Source organism: Enterococcus sp. 125944 (assembly GCF_051909435.1).
GTDB lineage: Bacteria > Bacillota > Bacilli > Lactobacillales > Enterococcaceae > Enterococcus_D > Enterococcus_D gallinarum.
Map to the genome: position 1 here is coordinate 1 of NZ_JBQASY010000005.1, position 22814 is coordinate 22814.

19 protein-coding genes and 1 pseudogene are annotated in these 22814 nt (G+C 36.6%); 1 reads left to right on the plus strand and 19 read right to left on the minus strand.

The features are described from left to right. A pseudogene (locus ACTFWY_RS05845) lies at positions 1 to 99 on the plus strand (IS30 family transposase); the annotation flags it as partial. A 124-nt stretch (positions 100 to 223) separates the two neighbouring features. Here ACTFWY_RS05845 and ACTFWY_RS05850 read toward each other — a convergent pair. The 19 genes from ACTFWY_RS05850 to ACTFWY_RS05940 all read right to left on the minus strand — a co-directional run bounded on the left by ACTFWY_RS05850 (position 224) and on the right by ACTFWY_RS05940 (position 22718). Continuing rightward, positions 224 to 1150, minus strand: a complete 927-nt coding sequence (locus tag ACTFWY_RS05850) for a conjugal transfer protein TrbL family protein (protein WP_171313854.1) — start codon at positions 1148 to 1150, stop codon at positions 224 to 226. Beyond that, on the minus strand, positions 1147 to 2031 hold the full coding sequence (locus tag ACTFWY_RS05855) for a hypothetical protein (protein ID WP_171313855.1): 885 nt from the start codon (positions 2029 to 2031) through the stop codon (positions 1147 to 1149). Before ACTFWY_RS05855 ends, ACTFWY_RS05850 begins: the two co-directional genes overlap by 4 nt. A 3-nt stretch (positions 2032 to 2034) precedes the next feature. Beyond that, positions 2035 to 3579: a VirD4-like conjugal transfer protein, CD1115 family gene (locus tag ACTFWY_RS05860; RefSeq protein ID WP_171313856.1), complete on the minus strand. Its 1545-nt coding sequence runs from the start codon at positions 3577 to 3579 to the stop codon at positions 2035 to 2037. After that, positions 3563 to 4012, minus strand: a complete 450-nt coding sequence (locus ACTFWY_RS05865) for a hypothetical protein (RefSeq protein ID WP_010709801.1) — start codon at positions 4010 to 4012, stop codon at positions 3563 to 3565. Before ACTFWY_RS05865 ends, ACTFWY_RS05860 begins: the two co-directional genes overlap by 17 nt. Next, positions 4005 to 4553, minus strand: coding sequence for a hypothetical protein (locus tag ACTFWY_RS05870; RefSeq protein ID WP_171313857.1), 549 nt, complete (start codon positions 4551 to 4553; stop codon positions 4005 to 4007). The genes ACTFWY_RS05865 and ACTFWY_RS05870 overlap by 8 nt, the downstream gene beginning before the upstream one ends. Positions 4554 to 4558: 5 nt before the next feature. Beyond that, a complete protein-coding gene (locus ACTFWY_RS05875) occupies positions 4559 to 5668 on the minus strand; it encodes a lysozyme family protein (RefSeq protein ID WP_171313858.1) in 1110 nt (369 codons plus the stop codon). A gap of 45 nt (positions 5669 to 5713) precedes the next feature. After that, positions 5714 to 5935, minus strand: coding sequence for a hypothetical protein (locus tag ACTFWY_RS05880; RefSeq protein ID WP_171335547.1), 222 nt, complete (start codon positions 5933 to 5935; stop codon positions 5714 to 5716). Positions 5936 to 6051: 116 nt separating this feature from the next. Then, positions 6052 to 7380 (minus strand): conjugal transfer protein TraF, encoded by a 1329-nt coding sequence (locus tag ACTFWY_RS05885; RefSeq protein WP_311831283.1) that lies wholly within the window; start codon positions 7378 to 7380, stop codon positions 6052 to 6054. A gap of 12 nt (positions 7381 to 7392) precedes the next feature. Continuing rightward, positions 7393 to 9360, minus strand: a complete 1968-nt coding sequence (locus ACTFWY_RS05890) for a VirB4 family type IV secretion system protein (protein ID WP_171313861.1) — start codon at positions 9358 to 9360, stop codon at positions 7393 to 7395. A 23-nt stretch (positions 9361 to 9383) separates the two neighbouring features. Continuing rightward, positions 9384 to 10016 (minus strand): hypothetical protein, encoded by a 633-nt coding sequence (locus ACTFWY_RS05895; RefSeq protein ID WP_171313862.1) that lies wholly within the window; start codon positions 10014 to 10016, stop codon positions 9384 to 9386. A 3-nt stretch (positions 10017 to 10019) separates the two neighbouring features. Beyond that, a complete protein-coding gene (locus tag ACTFWY_RS05900; protein WP_010709810.1) occupies positions 10020 to 10415 on the minus strand; it encodes a hypothetical protein in 396 nt (131 codons plus the stop codon). 15 nt (positions 10416 to 10430) lie between these two features. Next, positions 10431 to 10781: a CagC family type IV secretion system protein gene (locus ACTFWY_RS05905; protein WP_171313863.1), complete on the minus strand. Its 351-nt coding sequence runs from the start codon at positions 10779 to 10781 to the stop codon at positions 10431 to 10433. Between the two features lie 25 nt (positions 10782 to 10806). Continuing rightward, a complete protein-coding gene (gene mobQ / locus ACTFWY_RS05910) occupies positions 10807 to 12798 on the minus strand; it encodes a MobQ family relaxase (RefSeq protein WP_311831280.1) in 1992 nt (663 codons plus the stop codon). Positions 12799 to 13280: 482 nt separating this feature from the next. Next, positions 13281 to 13562 carry a hypothetical protein gene (locus tag ACTFWY_RS05915; RefSeq protein ID WP_171313865.1) on the minus strand — a complete coding sequence of 94 codons (282 nt, stop codon included), beginning with the start codon at positions 13560 to 13562 and terminating at the stop codon, positions 13281 to 13283. After that, positions 13563 to 13937, minus strand: coding sequence for a hypothetical protein (locus tag ACTFWY_RS05920; RefSeq protein WP_171313866.1), 375 nt, complete (start codon positions 13935 to 13937; stop codon positions 13563 to 13565). It abuts the gene before it with no gap. A 3-nt stretch (positions 13938 to 13940) separates the two neighbouring features. Continuing rightward, positions 13941 to 16136: a DNA topoisomerase 3 gene (locus tag ACTFWY_RS05925; protein ID WP_311831279.1), complete on the minus strand. Its 2196-nt coding sequence runs from the start codon at positions 16134 to 16136 to the stop codon at positions 13941 to 13943. Between the two features lie 381 nt (positions 16137 to 16517). After that, on the minus strand, positions 16518 to 17390 hold the full coding sequence (locus ACTFWY_RS05930) for an LPXTG cell wall anchor domain-containing protein (RefSeq protein ID WP_171313868.1): 873 nt from the start codon (positions 17388 to 17390) through the stop codon (positions 16518 to 16520). Between the two features lie 15 nt (positions 17391 to 17405). Then, positions 17406 to 18017, minus strand: a complete 612-nt coding sequence (locus tag ACTFWY_RS05935; RefSeq protein WP_171313869.1) for a hypothetical protein — start codon at positions 18015 to 18017, stop codon at positions 17406 to 17408. 435 nt (positions 18018 to 18452) lie between these two features. Next, positions 18453 to 22718, minus strand: coding sequence for a VaFE repeat-containing surface-anchored protein (locus tag ACTFWY_RS05940; protein WP_439926665.1), 4266 nt, complete (start codon positions 22716 to 22718; stop codon positions 18453 to 18455). Positions 22719 to 22814: the final 96 nt, after the last annotated feature.

The window sequence follows — 22814 nt, forward strand, 5'->3', positions numbered from 1 at the left end:
AAACGAAATAATATTCCTAGAAAATCACTGGATTATCGAACACCTTTGGAAGTATTTTTGAGTTACGTAAGTATTGATGATCTGTCTAACTTAATTTGACAATTAAGATAATTAGAAAACTTCTTCAGCTCGTCAATTGACATCTTTTCACGAGAGATCTTTTCCTGGTCTTGTTTTGGCTCTAATAATAATAACGTAAAATAAAACATGCCCTTCACCTTTCTCATTTTCTAAATAAATTCATAGCCATGTGCATCATACCCATGCCGCCACCTTGACGAACTCTTGTTGAATACCACATATTTTGTAACGCACTCGGTGTTTTTATTAACAACAATGCACAACCAATCATGACCATGAAATTTCCTATCGAAATCTTTTCGCCCAATAACAAATACAAAAGCACGCCATATAAAATCAGTTTGACCAACATCGTTAACGTTTGCGATAACAATTCTTTGATCCAAATCGAAAAATAATTTTGTTCGTCAGTCAGTAAGGACAATGCGACAAAAGGCGTTAACATCGTCAATACTAAAAAATCTGCGTAGAATACGCAGATTGAGACAAAGTATTTTGCAATGGAATACGCAAAAAAGACAAACAAAATAAAAAGGATCACTGCTGGCAACTGTCCTCCAGAAAAAAATCCTGAAATGATCGTGTTAGTCAGCTTCGATCCTAGTGTATCGATATCAATTGTTTTAATTACATCTTGAATGACGTATTCTCCTAATGGCGTGACGATTTTAGTAATAAAAAATTTCAATACCCAAGGAAGAATGGCTAATCCAATGGCAGAATAAATGATTCGTTCCACTACTTTTGCGGCTAGGGCTTCTCCGCTTCCATTAGAGGCTTGTATCTGTGCCTCGATAACTTTGTATAACACAATACAAATCGCAAAAGTGGTCGTTGTCACGGTAAATACATTGGTAATCGTAGAAATTACTGAAATATTTGGAATATCGAACGTTACTTTATTGGCAAGATTCAATGCCCCTTCTAATAAATCTGTTCCCCAACTGCCTAATAACGTGTCAATGGGGTGAAGAGCCGCATCGACGCTTTCCTTCACCCCATTGACGATATCACTTATTTTATCTCCAACCGTATTAGTTATATTTGATATTGTTTCTGATAGGTTCATTGTTTACCGCCTCCCATTGTTCCCGTTAATTGCCAGAAACCTAGTTTCTCATTATATTGCATTACCGCAAAAACTCCAGCTAAATTTTCAATATTCTTTTTATCATTTGCCGTTAAAATAGTAATTACTTCGTGAGAAATATCATTGTCCCAATCAATTGAATTTAGCACATTCCCAAATTTATCTTTGTTTTGTTCTTTCTCTATAAATTTTTTCCAGTCCGTCCATTCATAAGGAAAATCATTACGTATCACAATTTTTGTATTTTTTTTATCTTTCTCTGTATCAAACAACCAAGTAATCAACCAATTATCAAAATCTCCTTCAAATGTCCACGTCAATCCTTTTTCTGGATCAATGGTTAGTGGATTCGCATTTAAAGCGTCTCTTAGAGAATTATAGTAGCTATCTGATAATAACGTGCCAAACTTATCTTTCATGTTCGTAACTAATTTTTCTTGTAAGTCATACGGACTTGTGCCGCTAGGATTTTTTAACAACTCTTCATTGATTTCTAGAATTGGCGTATCATTTTTAAACGAAGTGTACCAGTTTTTAAATGCTGCTGTAGCTTCATCTGCTCGTTCTTTGGCACTTAACTTTAATAAATGATCTGCTCCCATATCAACAGTAGTTTCAGTTGTTTTTTCTTGTTGATTGGTTTCTTCTTTCGTAGAAGAAACCACGGTAGAGGAAGCTTGTGGTTGATTTTTATTGTGAAAATAAAGCAATCCTGCTCCCAGAGCCAAAACGAATGTTGCTAGAATACCAATCACGACATGTAAGACTTGTCGGCTATGTTCCAATTTCTTCACCGCTTCTGTTGGTTGGATTCCCTTCTCTTCTAATTCTTTCTCTACACGACGATCAAAAATTTTCACCGCTTACTCGCCTTCTTTCCTTAATTCTTTTTCTAATTCGTCAGTCGTTGTTTTGATTTGTTGACTATGTTGAATTAGCACTTCTCGCGCTTGCATGTATTGTCGATCCAAGTATTTCTGATACGCTTTCGCTCCTGGTGTTTGAATCGGTCGATAATCTTGTTGTGACACACGATAAGCAGACAATAGATCCCCATATACTTCGAATTGAGGAACTTTAAACATCAAAAATGGTTTTCCTTGAATCACGACAATACTACGACGCCCACCGTCTAAATTTTGCAGATTGATAATTTCGCCTTCTGTCATTAGATCTCTTCCTGCAAAATTAAAATTGTCTGACCGTGTACTGCTTCGGTGTTGGGCAGAAGCAGTAGGAAGATTCCGGCTGGTTCCTTGGGTATGGATTTTCACGGTCGTTTTTCCTAATAGTTCTGAAAAATAACGTGCAGTTTCCTTTTCAACCCCTCCTAAACATATCCGTATCGCATGATTACCGATAATCGCTTCGGCAGTTTCCTTCCCATATAATTTTACCAACTGCGGAATCGATTGTAAAATCGTACTAACAGAAATCCCATACCCTCGACAAGTCGCCAAAAAGTTTTCATATGTTGGAAAATAACCTAAGTTAACAAGCTCATCTAACAATAGAACCAACGGATTCGGTAGCTTTGCATGGTGTAGATCTCCGAATCGGAAAAGTTCATTGAACATTTGTTGAAAGAATAGATTGACCAAGCCGTCCCAGGTACGATCTAATGGCGAAATCAAAACATATAACGCGATTTTTTCTTTTCCTAATTCCTCAAATAAGAAGTCATTTCTACTTGTCATTCTTGCTACATCTGCGTCTAAGTAATCCGTCAACGTTGTTAACAAGCTAATCAGAATATTCGAACGAACTTCGCTTTCTGCCTTTTGAAAGCCAAGTCGATAGCTCCGCTTGGCTGGGTGTCCTTCTGGAAGCTGTTCAAACTGCTGATCCAATTCAGAAACGCCTTCTTCATTATGTCGTGGATCATAGGCTTCTAAGAAGTCCAAAATACTTTCTATCGTGCGGGCGGAAGGTTCAAATTCATAATAGACATACTGAATCAACGAATTTAATAGACTTTGTTGGACATTGAACCAAAAATCTTTCTTCTTTGGATCATTTTTTGCAGAAACAATGACATTCGCAATCATATTGGTATCGGTTGGCTTACGAATATACGCCAATGGATTATAACAAGAACTGATGGCTAAATCTTTGAAATTCATCATAATTACTTTGTAGCCTTGTTTTCGTTTGATCTCACTCGTTAATTCATAAACTTCCCCTTTAGGGTCTGTTGTGACAATCGAACTTTTTCGGTTATTTACGACATTTGTTAAAATGTAACTTTGTGTTTTAAAACTACCTGGGCCACCAACCACGAATACATTTCGGTTACTAATTTTGCTTTTCTCGTGCTGAATGACATATTTTCCACTAGGCATTTTCCCCAATAACAATCCATCAGAATAGTTTGTAAAAAAGGGGATTTTTTCAGCGAGGTTTAGCATTTTTTTCACCTAATTCCATTGATTTTTCTAAATCTCTTTTGAGTCGTTTGCTACTCTTTCGAAAATGAACATTTTTTGGAGATCTTAATTCTTTATCAATTCCCCAACAAGCACTTCCATGAATAGGCATTGTTCGCCCAACAACTTGATATCCTGATTCTCTTTTAGGATTCAAATAAAGAATGAGAATGAACAAACCAATGACCTCCATAATGACAAAGACATACCAATATTTGTTGTTCGGAATTTCTTTGATTTTCTGGAGTGGCTGCTGAAAGGTTTGTTGAATATGCACCAATAGATCTATTGACTTATTCTCAATAATATAAGGTGTTAATTGATAGCCGACCAATGCAAGTGGGGTAAAAAAGAAAAAATACAATACGAAAAAAAGAATCCCTTTAATTTTTGAACGTCCTTTTTTCTCATCCATTTGCTTCACTTCCTTCTCTTGAAATTATTTGTCTTTGAACAATTTTTTTCGTGTAAACATCGAATGAAAGAATGTCTGTTTGTGTAAACCTTGTTTCTTCTCCATTAATTTTTTGAAGAACAGGAACAGAAACAAGATAGCTCAGTCGATTTTCTGCTGATTTTAAAAATGGGACAATTTCAATCTCTTTGGATTGAATCATCGACGAGCGAATAATATTTTGTTGCGGTGTTCCTTGTTGCGCTACATCAATTTCTTTTTTTATTTCTGCGTATACAGCTGAATCAGTCCATTGATTTAATTTCTCCAAATCAACTGTTTTTGCATTGTCTTGATACGTGTAGAGGGTTCGATAGAAAGAAACAATCGTTGATTCAAATTGTCCTTTTTGTGTCATAGCAGTTGTTGCTTTCTTTTCTTGAATGGCTAATTTATTTTTTAATTGATTGTTTTTGTATAGAAAATAACCTGTCGAACAAAAAAATCCCAAACTAAAAATTAGTGTGAGAACAAATAAAAATACTTTAGTTTTATCATACATCTTGTTTATCTCCCTTCTACATAGCTTGCAATAGCCGCGATCCCTTTTGGTACGACACGATAGGAAACCGTACCACTTCCTGGATTGACAACATTACATTCTGAAATTAATAATGTACCGTCCGAATTGACCACTTCCACAAATGCCACGTGACCATAAACTGGACTAGAACCAAATGAGCCTGGAGGAAAAGAAATTGCCGTTCCTACTTTTGGGGTGTTGGTCACTTTATAGACTAATGCACGCCCTTTTGTTCCCCATTCACCACCGTTTCCCATGAAGTCATCGACACGTTTACCAATTTGCGCCATGCGATTGTAAACGTACCAAGTACATTGTCCAAATGGATAACTGCCACTTGTATTGTAGTTGTGTCCGTCGTATTTAGGATAACGCAACTTGCTCTTGTACTCACTAGGAACTTCTAACACAACAGAACCTGTATTGTTTCCGTTGTTTTGTACACTTGATCCTCCGCTATCCTCGACGAGATATTGCAATAAATTTGGCACATAAAACATATTTCCGTAGTTATACCGATAGTTATAACCCATTGAAGTTGAAATAGCATTAATATATGTCACAGTAACTCCAGAAGCCATTTTCTTTGAAAATTCCTTTGCCAATTCAAAAGTGTATTTCCCCCCTCGTTCCTTGACGAAATGAATAAATCCTCCGCCGTAATTATAAGCTTGGAGTGCTGTATGCAAATCAACTCCTTGAGCTAATGCTCCTTTCACATTTTGAATAAAAAATTTGACACCTTGTTCAATTGAGCGAACAGGGTCTTGAATCGTGTTTGGTGGTAAGCCTAAACTTTCACTGGACTGCATCGGATCACCTCCACGACCTCCAGATTCAACTTGCATAAGTGCCAAGATATACGGAACATATTCTGACCCACCATATTGTTTGGCGTATTTTTCTACCAACGGTTTATATTTCAAAACTTCGGCACTCAAATTTTGTGTGTCTGTGGCTATTCCTCCATCTTCAATCGACTCTCGATTGAAAATCAGTAGAAAAGACACAATAATGAATACAAAAAAACCAATCACAACTTGTATGATTGGTTTTCGATACTGTATGAATAATTTAACTACGTAAGGATTCATTCGATTCCTCCTTATAGAAATGACCTGTTTTTAATCACGATAATATTACTGCTTCTGAGTCAATTGCTTTGTTAACTGATTGATTTCTTCTTGTATTTCATCGTTGAGCCGATTTAAAAAGCCTAACGACTCTTGAATCGCTTTTTGTTTGTCAGTCAATGAATCGAGTTGATGGTCTTCTACATGTGAAAATCCATTTGATAGTTGTTTTTCTAACTTTTCTGAATGCTTCTGTTTTTCTTTTAAATGATTTTTAGATTCTTCCAATAGTTGGAGTTCTCTATTTTTTTACGTTATGAAACTTACTGCAAATACTACTACCGTTGCTATCGGTAGTAGCAATAACAATAAAAAATTGTTCATTGTTTGATTTTCTCCTTTTGTTATTCCCTTGCTTTTTCTGTTAATAATTCATTATTCTCTTTTAACAGCTCGTTTGTCTTGGTTTTCTTCTGTTCTTCAGACAAACTAGAATCACTGTAAATTTTTTCAAGTTCGTCTGTATTCAGTTGGATCAACGTATCATAGATCGTTGAAACCAATTTTTGAGGCAATGTAATAGAAGAATTGTCGAGAAGTTGTGTACGTATCGTCGTTAAAATAGTGGCATCTTCTTGCTCAATGGCTTTTTTCGCAATTAATTCAATCAAGAACGAATCTGTATCTACTTGCAACAATGGCAATAAATCAGATAAGTCCTTGGTATTTAGAATCGTTTGAACGTCTTCTAAATAGGCACTTCCTGCAAGAGAAAGTTCGTTGATTTGATCGATTTTTCCTTGCTTATATAACATTTGGGTAATTTCCTTATCCGATTTTTTATCGATTTCATAAGCTTTTTCATATTCTCCAAGCTGAATATAAATACCAACTTGTTTCTCTTTGGATAGATTCATTTTTTTCATATCTGATTCAATATTTTCACTGTCGCCTTCAATGATTTTATTCAAAAATTGAACTTCAACCTTATTTTCCTCTTTGACTTGTTTAATAGCTTTTTCTTTGCTTTGGATCAAGAACAAGGTGGTACAAGAATAGAGTAAAATTCCTGCAACGATCAATGAGGATTTGAACAAACGATTGGTTCGTTTCATCAACTTATCTCTTGATTCTTGTCGTTGAATCTCTTCAAAGTAAACACGCTGTTCCGTCGTCAAAGAATCCCGAATCAATTGTTCAATTTCTTCAACTGAATGGCACTCAATCACCTGTAATAATAATGGATGATTTTCTTTCTTCACCGTTCGTTCGATATCCTTCTGATATTTTTCTAAAGAGTATTGACCAAATAAACTACAAATAAACACTTTGATTTGGTCGATCTCTCCCAATCGAGAATAAGGCAATTCGCCGTAATGATCTGCTTTGTAAACAAACAAAATATCTTTCGTATTTTTTACTAGAATATTTGCCATGTGATAAAAGGTTGGTTCTGTCGGACGTTGGTTCAAAATCGTTTGAACGATTTCTAGCTTGTAAAAATCTGCAAACTGCCTGTATTGATATAAAGGGCTATAATCGTTAGGACACGCGTAGAGTATCTCTAATTTCTTGTCTTTAAAGGTCATTTCTTCGATTTCTAAAAAGCCGTCTACAGATTCTTCAATATCAAAGATATGCTCTTGTTTCGGTAATACTTTTTCATTGATTTGAATCAAGACTGTTTCTTTCTGATAATAAACTTGTAGTTGATCGATTAATCGATAACGCATGCGTATTCCTCCTTATTGAATTCTTGCCAACCAATTGATAGATTGCGTAGCTGGTTGTTCGTATTCCTCGGTATAACGCACCGGATTCAATAACCGCAATTCCTCTGGTGTTAATTTCACCGTAAGCTTGGCTCGCTTGGTTCCATGGAAAATCAATCCTTCTCCTTGTCGTCTGGCAGTCAAATGGGCAGCTTCTTTTCTTGTGAGAGGCAAGCGCAACTCACGAATAATTTCCTCTGCTTCCGACTCTTCCAACCCAAAGAAGATTTTGGTAAAACTATTTCCAACAATCGCTTTTCCGACATTGTTGGCTGCTTGGAAGATATCCGCGATTTGTTGCGACGAAGCAGTACAAGCTGCGTTGTATTTCCGGAATCGTTTGTACGCTTGAAAAAAGAAGTCGGCACTCACTTCGTTTTTCAGTAGAAAGTGAAACTCGTCTGCATAAACCCACGTGCTGATTTCTGGATGGTTTGTGATATCTTCGAATAGATACTGAAAGGCGTTTAGATACGCAAGGTCTCGTATACCTATCTCTGTTTGTAAATCTCTCAATGAAAAACAAATCAATGGATTTCTTAAATCAATGTTGGTGTATCCATTAAAAATCGTTCGTGTACCGATCGCAAAATCTTCCAATGCGTCCACAAATGTCTCAATTTTTTCAAATCGACGATGATCTTCTTGTTTTAATGCATGTAAATGCTTGTATAGATCAGAAAAAATAGGAAAGTCTTCATTCGTTAATTTTTCTAAATTACGTATGTCATAGACTTTTTGATATAGCTTTTTGGCTTCTGTTTTGACAATGCTTAGTTGACTATCGGTTAATCTCGAATCGATCAACGTCAAATAAGGAACTAGGCTGTTTAATTTTTTATTGACCAATCGATCCACTTGTTCCAAAGACAAGGATTGACCAAAAGCATATCCTTCGTAATTCTCTATATAGTTATCGTATGCTTCATCCGTTGAAAAGGCACTCCGTTCTTTGTCTGGCAGTTGGTTTGAGAAAATCTGAAATGGATTGATTCTTATATCACTCATTGAGGATAATGGAATCACTTCGCCACCAAATAACTTTACACGTTCGACTTGTTCGTCTTCTGGATCAAAAAGAATCATTCGTTGTTGTAACTTCTTGGAATTGTCCGCAAACGCGAGTTTTTTCATCCAGTCACTATTGATGTAGGTTGTTTTCCCTCCACCAGAAGAACCAAAGATAAATTTGTTTCGATTAACGACAACTCGTTTGTTCGTGTAATCAATGGAAATAATATTTTCTGTGTCTTTGTTAACACCTTCAATCATCATATTCTCCGTAAACACACTTAATTCATTGTCATCGAATGGAAAAATACTACTTGCACTGATTGAATTTGCAATCGTATACGTATATTCAGGAACTTCATTTGTTTGTAATGGCAAACAACTCCAAAAGGCCTCATCAATACGTGTACAAGGTGTGATTGCTTTAATTCCAATTGCCGAACAACAGGTTTCAAACTTATCACACAAAGCATTGAGTCGTTCTTCGGTTTTCCCTTGAATCAAGGCATACGTGTAGAGATACAAATACGTCGTGTTTTCTTCTAACGCTTGTTCTAATTGCGTTGTGGCGATTCGTAATTCATTTTTTAATCTTAAAAGTGTCGCAGGATCATACGTCCGTTCAATTTGTGCTTGTTTATTCTTGATCGTTTGATTGTAGAAGTCATTTAAAGAATTTCCGTTTGCTTTCGTGTAATAATGTGAAAGCGTAATATCTCCGCTTAATTTCCGTAAACGACTAAACCAATTTCCTTTGGGTTTGTTATTGTATTTAGTGATTACATACGGTCTACTGTGCTGATTGTCACAAATCACTTTCTCTCGATTAAACTCAAAAATAAATGGCGCAAAATCTGAGACTATCTCTGTATCAATTTCTAAAATATCTTGTAATTGTTCTCTTGGAATGTATAAGTTTTGTTCTTTCATGTTTTCCCTTCCTATCGCATAGTCTAAAAATACTTATGAAAAATATTACGCGTTTCTTGGATCGTACAAATCGTTACCTGGCAATCAAATTTCCCCATAAATCCTTGTAGCCCTGAACGTACACCTCGTACCTTATCCCTTAAACTTTCATAAGCGATTTCAATTCCTTCTAGCGAAAGTTGTACTATTTTTTCACTTAACGTCACATAATGTTGCTTTTTAGAGGTTTCCATTGTTTTCTGTAATTTTTGATACTCTACCAAGTAGGAAGCCTTTAATTGTAATAACGCTTCATTAGGATTGCTTGCCTTCCGATAATTTTCAACTGATTTTTCCCATTGATCCAAAAATGGTTGAATCGTAATTGGACTGTTTAATGACGTGATTTGTGGTTCATACAAAATATTTTGAGATAAAAATGTCCCAAAATCTTCATTCAATCCTGCTTGTTCATGGACACTCAAACTATCCATATTCACCCCATCGACTCTTAGTAATTGGATCAAACAAAATTGTTTCTTTTCTACTTGATAAACTACTAATGCATCTTTGTATACACCTTGTATCCTTGAATCATCCTCAAAATACCGCTGCTGATTTTTCGTTGTTCGTAGTGTCTTTTCACCAATTGGTCCTTTTAGAAAATCAAATACCATTCATTACACCTTCTCTTTTACTTGTTCATTCGGGCGACAATAATAAACTTTTTGTTTTTGTTGGAAGACTTTTTGTTCTTTTCGATAGTCTGAAATAGATATGTTTGGGCGATCCGAAATCGGTTTAAATACTTTATAGCCCCACACACTAAAAAAACCAATTCCTCCCGCAAAAATATAAAGCAACAATGCCCAAATATTCGCACTTCTAAAAAGGAATACCATCAGAAGTAAACTACCAATACCTGTACTAATCGCTTGAATACTTTCTTTGACGGTAAGACCAAGTAGCAAAAGATAATGTTCATTTACATTCGAAGGGAAAAACCAAGTTTTCCCCTTCTCTGTATCTTCATGAAGAAGTTCGAGCAAAGCATTTCTTACATCTTCTGTATTCACAATTCCATCCCTTTCTTATTTGAATAAGCCGTATGCCCATGGAACAATCCATACCAATGCGCCACCAATTGCTGTTACAAGAAGAACCGTTGTTAAACTTTTGGACATATTATTCTTTTCCATCGGATCATCTAAGTAAGGTAAATACTTCACCACGATTTTCGTTGCAGCGATTGCCCCAACGACCATAACTAATGCCGTTAAAATCGCTTTGATTGTATTCCCTGCTTCTACAAGTTTTGCTAGAGGATCAACCGCATAAACAAATTCTGGAATGCCAAACGTACATCCTAAACTAAAAACAACTACTTCTAATTTCCAGTTTCCTTCTTTGATGATTTTGATTCCTTTTTGTAGTTGATTCATTAAATTCTTCGCTCCATTTCTACTTTTATCTTTTTGGACGTTTTTGATAACGTTCCTGTAGTTCTCGTTGTTGTTTGTCTTTACTTTTTGTTTCTCGAATCCATCGATCCATGTTTCGTTTCTTTTGTGGCACACGTCGTCCAAGAAGTGATTGAATCTGAGCCGTTAGACGGTAAAGGATCGTCTGTTCGTGATAGTGAGTCAATCGCTCCGTTCGTTGTTCTTCAATATCTTGAATAAAAAGTTCCTTGTCTTTTGGTGCAAGGTATCGATTCTTCTCAATCATTCGCTTTAAGTTTGATTGTGCCAATGGTGATAACGAATCAAGGTCTTGCATGCAATCTTGAATAAAGTACACACCGTGACAATCATTTAGTTGTTTACATGCTGGAATGTTTGAGAAGATTCCTCTTGACACTTCTAACATTTGATTTCTCTCTTCAATCGAGTAAGGAGACAACGGTAGTCCGTCGACAACTTCAATCGAATGATCTTCTACTTGGTAATACTTGAGATATGCCAAAATCATTTCGCCTTGCATAGTAGACGAGTCCAACTTGATTCCTAATTCTTCTAATTCATCGTTCACATATTGATTCAAGTTGTCTTTCATCGATTCGAATTGATTGATTTTAATTTGTAGTATTGCTCTTTCTTCGTCAGAAGTTGTTGGCTCGTTCATTTGATCAGTAAGAGTCTGGATTTTCTCTTCTAAGAAACGTGTCGTTTGAAACGGTTGATCTTTGAACAGCTGATACTCTTTTGCTTGTTCAATCATGGATTCTGTATCAGAAAGTTGTTCGATCATTTCTTTTGTTAATAATTCTTTTTGATCAATGGTTTCTGCCACGATTGCTTGTAATACTTTCGGCGAATAATCTTCTGTTTGAAGTTCTGGATAATGCTTTTGACAAAACCGTACCGCTTGTTTTGTTAAAATCTCTTCCGCTTGTTGGATCTTTTCTCGTTCATCTGAGATTCTCGAAAGTTGGAGACGTTGTGTTTGAATATCTTTTTTATTTCCAAATAGAAGTGAGTTCTCCCAACGTTTCAATTCATCCCAACGTTTCTCTAGGTTTTCACTGGAAACAAAAAAGCGTAGCTCTTTGGCTAACGCTTTGAGTTCCTTTTTCTCCATTGGCGAAAAAGTTTGGTTATAAAATTGTTTGGTTGGCTGTTGTTCCTGATCGATTAGAAGTTCTTTCTTCTCTTCCAAGTTATTCAGCTTTTGAACCGATTGATTATGTTCTCGAACAAGCTGATTGTGTTTTACTTGATCTGTAACAATCCCTCGTTCTTCCAATTTTCTGGAAAGAACCCCTTCATGAATCGTGGGTAATTCTTTTCTCCCCAGTTCTTTATGTGATTTATCTGTGATTTGTTCATTGATTCCACGTTCACGTAACAATTTGTTCGTCACATTCGCCCATTCTTTTCTTGCCTCTAATAACAATTCTTTCTTGTCCCAATCTGTCGTTTTAATTGATACGGTTTTTCGATGACCTTTTTCGTTGTAAACTTGTTTACCATGTTCATCTAAGAGCGGAACACGTTTACGCTTGTTTAAAATTTGTCCATTCTCGTCTACTTTACGCATCGTTAACATGATATGGACATGTGGATTATTAGAATCATCACGATGAATCGCAACATCTGCGATCATTCCTTTCGACACAAACATCTTTTGGACATATTTCGTCACCAATTCTTTTTGATCCTCATTGGAAAGCTCAACAGGCAATGCAATATTCACTTCTCGACATAGTTGCGCATTAGAAGAAGTTTCAGCCAACTCCATTTTATTCCATAAATATTCTCGATTACCAAATTCTTCTGGAACATAATCTGGCTTTAAGATAAATGCGTCTGGTTTAACTGAACGATGACCATAGTAATTTTCTTTCTCGTACAACTCACTATACAACCGTTCTCCACTTCGGTAAGCCGCCATCGCAATCAAACTTCGTTTCCCATTTCCTCTTTTAGCGACTTGCATTGAAAAGTGATAGATTGCCACTTTCTCCCTCCTTCTTTTTTCATTTTTGAATTTTCTATTTAGTACAGAAGCACTCATATTTTATTTGAACTGAACATGAGCGTAGCGAATTTTTCCACACGCCTGACGACACCGATGAACTTCATCGGTGTAGCACGACTCCATCAAACTCCGTTTGGTGGGTATAAGTGCGCACTAGTGATTTTCAGAGGGGCTCCGATTTTCGTTTTCAATTGAAATAGGGTCAAAATTTTGCGAAAAATCGTTCATTGCTTATTTCCTTTTCCCCCTCATTGAATATTTTTTTGACTTTTTTATTTCATAAGCTATTGGCAAGAAGTTGTTTATCAAAAGCAAAGAAATTTTTTGTATTTCCACAAGTTTTTCTTTACTCAATTAAGAGAAAGAAAAACGCTGCTCTAAAATACCCCTGTTTAAATGAATCACGGTTCTTTTGGATTCCTTTTTAAGTAAAACATCGTAGAATTTTTGCCAATCTTTTTCTAACTAGAGATTTTTTTCGACTTCTTTTCTTTCTTGTATCGTTGTGGAAGATTTCCTCGCACATAAGCAGAGAAAATCTTTAACACTTCTTCTGTTTCCTCTACAGTCAAATGAGAAAGATCAAAATATTTTTCTAGTAACGCTCCTTTCTGAATCAATCGACGCGTGCGTTTCTTTCGTTCTGTGGATTCAGTCGATTGCTTTTTGAGTAATTGTTGTTGTATTTTCTTTTTTTGAATCTGTTCTTCTAAAGTTAAAATTTCTTTGTATCGCTTTTTCATCTAACTAAGAACCGCTTTTAAATTTTCTTTGTTTTGTTCAATCATTTCTTCTAATTCTGAGAAAAACAAATCTGATTCTTCACTGATCTCCAAAAATGAAATATCGTTTCGTTCCAAAATCGCTAACACTTGTTTTCCTAATTCAGCGATTTGTTTCTTGTATAAAGTTTCTCGACGACGTTTCAACGCTTCAATCTCTTTATCCAAATCACGAACTGTTTTTTTCCGTGGTGACTTCTTTTTCTTTTCAACTTCTTTTTCTTTAGGTGATTCTTCTGTTGCTTTTTGAACGTGGGAGTGATTCGTTTCATTAGCGATTCGTTGATCACTATTTTCTTGATGAGCATTCTCATGATTGATTTTTTCTTGATTCATTGGTTACTTTCCTTTCTTCGTTGATTTCTTTTTTGTCTGCGCAAATGAAACAAATTCAAGATAGCCGTTTTCATTCTGACACACGATGGCGTCATAAGTTTTCTTTTCTTTTGTTTTAATTCCTGTGACAGTAGTTTCTTTTCCAGCAAGTAGCTCTTGAATATTTTTCTTCGTTAACTTCTTATGTCGGAAATTGTTTGTTAAAGTATAACGACAGGTTGGATAATTGGAACACCCATAAAAATCTTTTCGTTCAAGCAGAACACCTTCGCACTTCGGACAAGAACCAACGTTCACTGCTTTTTGTTCTTCTGAATGTTCTTCTTGATAGATCGTTAGATCCAATTCAGAAACAAAAGAAGGAACTTCTTTGATCAAGTGAACGAGAAACTTTTTAATGTTCGTTAAGAAGTGTTCTTGCGTACCTTCTCTTTGGCCAATTCGTTTCAGCTGCTCTTCCCATTTTGCTGTCATTTCCGCACTCGTAAACAGCTTCTCACCAGACACCGCCTGACAAAGAACCTTTCCTTTAGTCGTCATAAAAAGTTTATTCTTCCGTAATTCGATATACCTTTTGCTCTTTAGTGCCTCGATAATTGACGCTCGTGTGGCTTCTGTTCCGATTCCTTCCACTTCTTTTAAAATTTCTTGTTCGTTCTCATCGGCAACAGTCTTCCCCGCAGTCTTCATAGCCGTAATCAATGTACCTTCGGTATATGGTTTAGGTGGGATTGTTTCCTTTTCTACTACGCTAATAGAAAGCGTGACTGTTTCATTAGAGACTATCTTTGGGAGTTTGGTCTGAATGAAAATTTCTTCTTTCGTGTCTGTCTTTGTGTCTTCTTTTTTATGTTGAAAAATGCCTTTCCACCCTTGAACGGTTGGCTCTTGACCTTTTGCTTGAAACAGTAACTCTCCAACAGACACTTTCACAATGGTTTCTTCATACTCATAATCCGAAAGAAACATCGCAACCGTTGTTCGTGCGACTAAGAGATAAATATTTTGTTCCAAAGAAGAGAGTTTTTGAAACTGTTCATTCGTTGGCACTTGTTTCGTTAGAATGATTGCATGGTGTTCTTGTACTTTTTTATTGTTCACATATCGTTTTCTTGGTTCGAGTTGCGTCAATGGCAAGTCGACGGATAAGAAAGAACAATACTTCTCCACATGATTCTTTAAATAATCAAATTCATTTTCTGTAATATAAGGAGTATCTGTTCTTGGATACGTTAATAGCTGCGCTTCATATAATTTCTGAACTGCTTTTAACGTGTCATTGGCACTGGCTTTAAACTGTTGATTTGCTTTTGACTGTAAACTACTTAATGAAAACAATGCCGGACTTGTAGAACGCTTTTTTTCTTTTTCGACAGATTGAACGGTCGCCTCTTGTTCGCCAATTACAACGTTTTTTTCTTTTGTAAAAGAAAAAACCTCCTCTTTCGCTTTAAAGCGCTGAGAAGGTTCTAACGTGACTTTAAAGGATTGTTCTGGGTGTAACACAGTTCCTTCCAATTCAAAGAATGGTTCTTTTTTAAATTGATCGATTTGTAATTGACGTTGATAGATCATATAGAGAGTGGGTGTTTGAACTCTCCCCAAGGAAAATGTTCCACTTACGCCTTTTTCTTGTAGCAACAAACTATACAAAGGACTTGCGTTCATTCCAACTAACCAGTCACTGATTTGTCGTGTTTGTGCTTCTTCATAATAGGGCAGATAATCTTTTCCTTCTCTTAAATGTGTAAACCCGTCTCGAATCGCTTCTTTTTCTAAGCTATTGATCCACAAACGTTTGTAAACTTTATCTGGCGTATAAGCTTTCGCATGATGAATGATACTCCATGCAATATTTTCTCCTTCTCGGTCGCTGTCTGTTGCGACAATAATTGTGCTTGCTTTTTGTAATAATCCCACTACAATGGTAAATTGTTTTTGTTTGTCTTCCGGCACACTAAATTGATACCGTTCTGGAAAAATTGGCAACGTTTCTAGCGCCCATTTTTTCCATTCTTCCTTGTACTTATCTGGCGAATCTAATTCGACTAAATGTCCAAAACCAAATGTGATAAAAGTTTCGTCGTGGAAGATAGAATCTTTTACACGAAAATAGCCGTCTTCTTTTGTATACGAAGAAAATGCTCTCGCATATGCAAGGGCTTGACTTGGCTTCTCTGCTAGAATCACAGTAATCATAACAATCTCCCCCTTATTCATAATAAAAATCAATATGTTTAATTGTTTTTTTCCATAAATGAGTCATTAAAACTTCGTTCGCATCAGAGTGTTCAGTGGTTTCTTTTTCCCTGTCCCCAAAATTATGCAATGATTGTGCGTAGTGTTAATCAAAATACCAATACGTGTAAATGAAAAACTGTTCAAATTCTCTTTTTCAGATATATTTAAACGATCAACATGCTACTTTATATTTTCACCGCTGGAAACTTTACATAACAGTAATTACTTCTAAATACATGTTTTTTCCTTTCTGTATAATGTCATGCTAGTCAATAGGCTTTATTTTTGATTCAAAAAAATAGGAGCTTTCCTTCATCAAGAAAGCTCCTCATCGTTTTCTTATACTCGTTTTTTCCACCAAACAAAAGCTGAACCTAACGTGAGAAGACTACCTAATACCGTCATCATAACTGTTTGTTTTGTTCCTGTTTTTGGTAGAACTTTTAATTGGCCATCTGATCCTTTGACTGTAATATTTCCACTAGGTAATTGCTTCACTTCTGCCGTTATAGGCGTCAACGTTCCATCATTTGCTTGTTTGTATGCCACACCGTCTACAACGGAAACGATTTTTTCTCCCGTATCGGTTTCAACTGGCGTAGAAGCTGTTGGAATGTGTGTCAATTCATTCACATCATTCGTTTGAATAGGAGTCATTTGTGCTCCATTTCCCGATGAATTGATCGTCCCGTCTGAATTTACTCCCACATGAGTTGTAGGTGGAGTCGTTCCTGTATGTCCAGTGTCGGTATTTTCTGAACTTGGTGAGGTTGGTTTATTGATATCACTACTACCTGCATTACTATTCTCTGTATTTGGTGGCGTTGCTTGGCTTGGCTCACTATCGCCAGTGTTACCACTACCACCTGTTTCTAGCGGTGGGGTTGTACCTGTATCACTGCTTCCAGTTCCACTATCTCCTGGTTCTGGTGGCATTGTTGTATCTGTATTGCCTCCTTCAATTCCACTATCTCCTGGTTCCGGTAGCGTTGTTATACCTGTATCACCACCTTCAGTTCCACTATCTCCTGGTTCTGGTGGAAGAACTGGATCACTTGGGCTTGTACTGTCTTCAGTAAACGGTGGAATCACTTCTTCACTTGGTGGGGTTGTAGGATTACTAGGTAAATTTTCCTCCGCAAAAGCAGTGTGAGACACACCTCCTACTAATAAAGTTGCACTAAACAAACTACTTAATATAAATTTCTTCATTATTTCTCTTCTCCTTTACATTGATGGCATTTTTATTGAACGTTGTGGTGCTGATTGTATTTTAGATGTTTCTTGTGATTGAGTAGGTTGCCTATTTGGTTCGTTGAGTGATAGTGATAACTTCTTCAAATGTGCATTATTCGGATCATTCATTATCTCTTTTCCAAAGGAAAGCTCAATTTTTGTGAATAACGATTTTAACTGCTTGTTTTCTTCTGAGCCAATTATTGATTTTCCGATTTGATAATCAAGCTCTCTAGCAAAGACAACTGCTTCGTCACTTCGATTGAGATTGGGAAGAAACGGTTGATATTGATTAATTTTTTGAAACAACTCTGCTTCTCGTTCACTTAGCCCTTTATAAGTTTCTTGAATAGCTCGTCTTTGTTCTGTCTGGTTATCAAAATATCTATCGGTTACTTTGGGATTTCCAATTCTTAATTCTTTATACCGAGCCAGTGATTTGGAAAATTCTTTTTTATCTTGACGCAACGTACGTCTTTCTTGTAGCCCCAAACGACTAAATCGTTTCACCTTTTTCAGCTGTTCTTGACGTCGATTGATACTGACAGACAACATATTGATCTTTGATTTCAAAGAATTCATGATAAAATCATAGTAGGTCAATACACGTCCTCCTCTCTTTCTAAAAAATTGCGTTTTATCAAAAAACAACCTCGAAATCGCGTTCTCCGAGACTTTAAAAACATTTTCGACTGGGATTCTTCATCGATCACTTAAAACGCCTGAAATCGCAAAATACAGCTTATTTCCATAAATCAATGAACAGAACTAACACCTAATTCCTCTGCCGTATAACAAGCACAACAAGAAAACATCCCGATTCACCTCCACTTATAAATAAAAGACAGTACACCCATACATGAGTTGTGCTGCCTTTTACAGAAGAATAAGCAGTAAGGAGCTTTCCCCCTTTTAATATTTGGATTATTGTAAGTAATCCAATAACCAACTCTCATACTCTTACTTGATTATCCAAATCGTCTGAAAAAATTTAACCAAAAACAAGCGGCTAGTTGTCTAACCGCTTGTTCGTTCATTTTAGTTTTTGCCCTTGTATAATTCATAACCAATCAAGCCTGCCGCAAGGACAAAGATCGTGCCAATCATGATCCATAACCCATTGTCTTCAGACCCTGTTTTTGGCAACATTGGAACCATAACTGCTTCTTTGACTTCTGGTTGTGGTTGTTCTGGTTTCACTGGTTGTGGTGGTTTTGGCGCTTCCACAATTTGAACCGTTTGATCTTTATTCGTTAGATCGACATTGTGTTTCGCCACTTCTTCAAATGTTTCTTTCTCATCTTCCGTTTTCGCTTGGAGCCATTCCGCAAAACTCAAGCCTTTTCCTGCAAGATTACGTCCGTCCACTAAGAATTCAAATAAGAATTCCATGGTTTCTTTGTCTGCCGTAAAGATTTTTTCTGCATGTGTGCCTTCAAATGGCGTGCCGTCTGGTGTTAAATAGCCTTGGACAATCAATTGATAGATTTGACCGATTGCTAAACCGTCTACTTTGACCCATTCCAACACAGTTTGATTTGGCAAGGCTAAGATCTCTTTTCCACCATTTTTATTGGTGGCCTTGGTCGTAATGGTTGGATTGACGATTTTGATGGTTTGGTCTTTATCGGTAATATCCGCATGAGAGGCTAATAATACGCCTTCTCTGAAGAGATTTTCAAAGACAACCACTTCTTTTCCACGTAACGCACGTGCGTCTAGGATAAAGTCTAAGTTGACTGTACCGTCGGTACTTTCTGCCACAAACGTTAAGGTACTTGTGACTTCTTTTCCATCTACTAGTACTGGTTTTTCCGTTACTTTATCCATTAGAACACCGTTGACTGTGTATGTTTTTCCAACGATCAAATCGTGGTATTTCACAGCGTCTGTAATGGTGACTTTCGTTAATGGATTAACCACTTTTAAGCCAGTTGGTTTATGCGTAGCCGTTGTACGTACACTTGGGTTCGTCACACGTACAGTCTGGCCTTGATCATTGATGTCTCTGTGGTTTGCTAGTTCTTCGTCATTTCTAAAAAGACTTTCAAACACGACAATTTCACGACCATTTAAACCTGTCAAATCAAAGGTAAATGGTACGATTACCTTTTCATTTTCTGCTTTGGCAATAAAGCCAACAGCACTTTCTACCGGTTGACCATGAACAAGTAAGGCTTCACCGGTTGCTTTATCCATTAAGATTCCTTTGACCAAGTAAGCTTTTCCTGGAAGGATCTCATTAATTTCAACGGTATCATTTAAGGTGAACAGCCCCGTTGGGTCTGCGATCGTCAACCCGTCTTCGAATACAGCTGTGGTATGAACCGTTGGATTGTTTACCCGAACACTTTGATTGTCATCATTGATATCCGCATGTGTCGCAACTTCAATGCCATCACGGAAAAGTTTTTCAAAGACAACGATTGTTTGACCTTTCAGAACACTAGCATTAACCACAAATTCAAGATCTTTTGTGCCATTGGCTTTGTCTGCAATAAAGGTCAAGGTACTTGTGATTTCTTTGCCATCTTGTAAGATTGGCGCATTCGTTGCCTTATTCATCAATACTCCTGAAATAGTGTATTCTTTTCCGACAAACAAGTTTGTATACGAAACACTGTCTTTAATGACGATCGTTTCTATTGGATCAATCACTTTTTCACCATCGGCTTTATTTGACGCTTGTGTTTCTAGTTTTGGTGGAATCAAGTAATTACGTACAGAAACCACTAACGTTTCGCCATCATCTGGCGCATTTTGTTTGAATGCAACAGTGAATGCTTGTTTGTCTGTATTTGGTTGGAAACTTTCTAACGGGGCATTTTCCAAGAAATAATAATCCCCGAATACTAAGTCTTTAACTAGAATTTCACCGTTCTTATCAGTGGTGTATTCACCAAGAGCTTTTCCTGCTTGATTATACAGAGTAAAGGTGACCCCTGCAAGCGGTGTTTTCTGCTTGTTCCATTCTTCATACTTGAACAATTTCACGTTTTTCCGTGCTTGACGGTTCGCAAAATGAATCACTTTGATTGGTTCTGTATCATTGGTAATCGAGAACACCAATGGGTTTTGATTCAAAACGTAATTTACGGGTGCTTTAATTTCTTCCAAACGATAACGATCTTTTCCATAAGTAAGTGTACCGTTAGTTAAGAAAAAGCCTTTTTCATTGGTTTTAAAGATATCCGTCGTTTCTGTATCATTTGGAATCTCCATTGTGACATAACGATTGGCTAAGGTATCAAAAATCTTGAATTCTGTATTGGCAATTGGAATCACTTTTCCTGTTTCTTTATCCACTTTCACCACTTTAAGACGTTGTTCGATTACTTTGTCTTCTAAAACATAATGGAAGGTTTGACCTTGTTCAGAAATTGTAACTTCGAATGGTTCAAATAGTTTATACCCTTCTTTTCCTTTGGTTTCAGAAAGAATGTACGTATCAAAAACAACAGCATTTTTACCAAAGCTAGCGTAACCATCTTTATCTGTCACAACTGTTTTCACCACTTGACCAGTCGTTTTTGACGTCAAAGAGATTTCAATACCAGCTAATTTTGGTTTGTTGTCTGGATTGGTTGAATCGACTAAGGCTTTATTAGCAACTTTCACTAAATTAATGGTTCCTTTGATCACTTGATCTTTTACGGTCGCATTGACAGTTTTTCCAGGTTCAACGACAATTTCAATTGTTTCATCAGAAAGTACATAGCCTTTCGGCGCTTTGATTTCTTTTAAAACATATTTGCCAGGATCAAGATCTTTGATTTCTGCCTGTACTTTGCCATTGATATTTTTCATCGTGAATTCTTTGATTTTCTTCCCATCGGCTTGATACAATCCATACACCGCATTTTCTAAAGAAGCTGCGCCTTGTGCTTTCACACCGGTTTCTGCATCTTCTTTAAAGACACGAATATTTCCTTCTTTTAACACGTTTAGTTTTAAAATTGAAGAAAGAGGATCTGGATAGTTTAATATCCCAATAGTTTGAACTCCTGCTTTTTTATAAACCATTGGAGCACCATAAACTGTTAAACGATCTAAACTTATTGTCGCTTTTTCTGGTGCTTCTTTTGTTGCAGTAATCACTAGTTGATTCCCTTGAATTTTGGCAGTAATTCCTCTTGGTGTGTTGATTCTCACAACATCTTTTAACACATTATTGGTATCTGGAACTTCAATTGTTTGCCCAACTTTTACAGTTTTTGTTTGATTATTAAAAGAAGCTTTTTTTGTTGCGTTATTGATTTTTTGATCAATTTCTTGTTTAAATGCTTCAAAATTTAAAACTGGATTAGTTCCGTAAAAATTAGAGTTCAAAACTTCGTGAATATAAAACTGTGTCGCAATCCGACGTTCTAACGATTTATCTTTACTTCCAACATAACCAAAATAAGAAATCAAGGCAATTTTCTTTCTAATAGCCGCATCTTTGATATATGTTTCTAATGCAGATTTGTTAAACGTACCTGATCCACCCGGAACCCCTGGTTCCACACAAAATGCCACATGACCATCTACATCAAAAATTTCAATACGGTCATAAGTAAAAGATCGTCCATTCGGTAAAATTGTACTCCCCCAATTTAACCCATTACTTGGCGTAACTAATTGTGAATGAACTTGTCCAGTACTTACAGCACGTTTCATACGTACAGAACGCGTTGTGGACTCTGCCACAAATAAAGTAAGCTGTTCTTCTGTTTTCTTTTCACTTTCTTTTGATTCATTCACTACTTTGTCGGCCTCAGTTTTTGTTTCTTCAGAAACAGCGGCCTTGTTTTCTTCTACTACTGGTTGTGTAGGTTCTTCTAGAATTGACGCATTAGAAGGTGCTACGCCAATCGTTGCTTCATCTGTTTCTTTCTTCGTTTCTTCTGTATCTATATCAGAATTAGACACAGCTTTCTCTACAGATTTCTCAAGAGCAGTTGGTACTTCTGCTGGTTCAGAAGGTGCTCGAGGTGTTGTTTCTGGCGTTGTTACAGCTGACATTGGTGTTTCAACTGGACTATCCCCGGGTCGTTGACTTTCCCCAATAGTTTCATCAAGGACTGCTTTTTCTGTTGGTGCAGGTGCTTCTGTAGCGGGTGTCACATCTGCAGATACTTCTGGGCTCGTTACTTCTTCAGGCGCCGTTACTTTCGCTTCTTCAGAAGTTGAAAACACTTGAGAAGCTGTAACAGAAGGTTCTGTTTCTTCTGCATGTGTTGTCATAGTTCCTGTAAGAAAAGCCACTTGACAAACCACCGCTAGTAAAGCAAACTTCAACCAACTTGTTTTGTTTCTCGTCATGACAAAAACTTCTCCTTTGCTTTATTTTTTGTTTATATAAAAACGTCGCTATTTCAAATAATAACGACGTAAATAAGATTCTATTCCATTCAATCC

Excerpts from the sequence above, each read along its gene's own strand:
- ACTFWY_RS05915 (WP_171313865.1), bottom strand. The coding sequence starts at position 13,562 with ATGAAAAAGCGATACAAAGAAATTTTAACTTTAGAAGAACAGATTCAA.
- ACTFWY_RS05870 (WP_171313857.1), bottom strand. The coding sequence starts at position 4,553 with ATGTATGATAAAACTAAAGTATTTTTATTTGTTCTCACACTAATTTTT.
- ACTFWY_RS05930 (WP_171313868.1), bottom strand. The coding sequence starts at position 17,390 with ATGAAGAAATTTATATTAAGTAGTTTGTTTAGTGCAACTTTATTAGTA.
- ACTFWY_RS05875 (WP_171313858.1), bottom strand. The coding sequence starts at position 5,668 with ATGAATCCTTACGTAGTTAAATTATTCATACAGTATCGAAAACCAATC.
- ACTFWY_RS05905 (WP_171313863.1), bottom strand. The coding sequence starts at position 10,781 with ATGAATCAACTACAAAAAGGAATCAAAATCATCAAAGAAGGAAACTGG.
- ACTFWY_RS05895 (WP_171313862.1), bottom strand. The coding sequence starts at position 10,016 with ATGGTATTTGATTTTCTAAAAGGACCAATTGGTGAAAAGACACTACGA.
- ACTFWY_RS05865 (WP_010709801.1), bottom strand. The coding sequence starts at position 4,012 with ATGGATGAGAAAAAAGGACGTTCAAAAATTAAAGGGATTCTTTTTTTC.
- ACTFWY_RS05860 (WP_171313856.1), bottom strand. The coding sequence starts at position 3,579 with ATGCTAAACCTCGCTGAAAAAATCCCCTTTTTTACAAACTATTCTGAT.
- ACTFWY_RS05890 (WP_171313861.1), bottom strand. The coding sequence starts at position 9,360 with ATGAAAGAACAAAACTTATACATTCCAAGAGAACAATTACAAGATATT.
- ACTFWY_RS05850 (WP_171313854.1), bottom strand. The coding sequence starts at position 1,150 with ATGAACCTATCAGAAACAATATCAAATATAACTAATACGGTTGGAGAT.
- ACTFWY_RS05885 (WP_311831283.1), bottom strand. The coding sequence starts at position 7,380 with ATGCGTTATCGATTAATCGATCAACTACAAGTTTATTATCAGAAAGAA.
- ACTFWY_RS05925 (WP_311831279.1), bottom strand. The coding sequence starts at position 16,136 with ATGATTACTGTGATTCTAGCAGAGAAGCCAAGTCAAGCCCTTGCATAT.
- ACTFWY_RS05940 (WP_439926665.1), bottom strand. The coding sequence starts at position 22,718 with ATGACGAGAAACAAAACAAGTTGGTTGAAGTTTGCTTTACTAGCGGTG.
- ACTFWY_RS05920 (WP_171313866.1), bottom strand. The coding sequence starts at position 13,937 with ATGAATCAAGAAAAAATCAATCATGAGAATGCTCATCAAGAAAATAGT.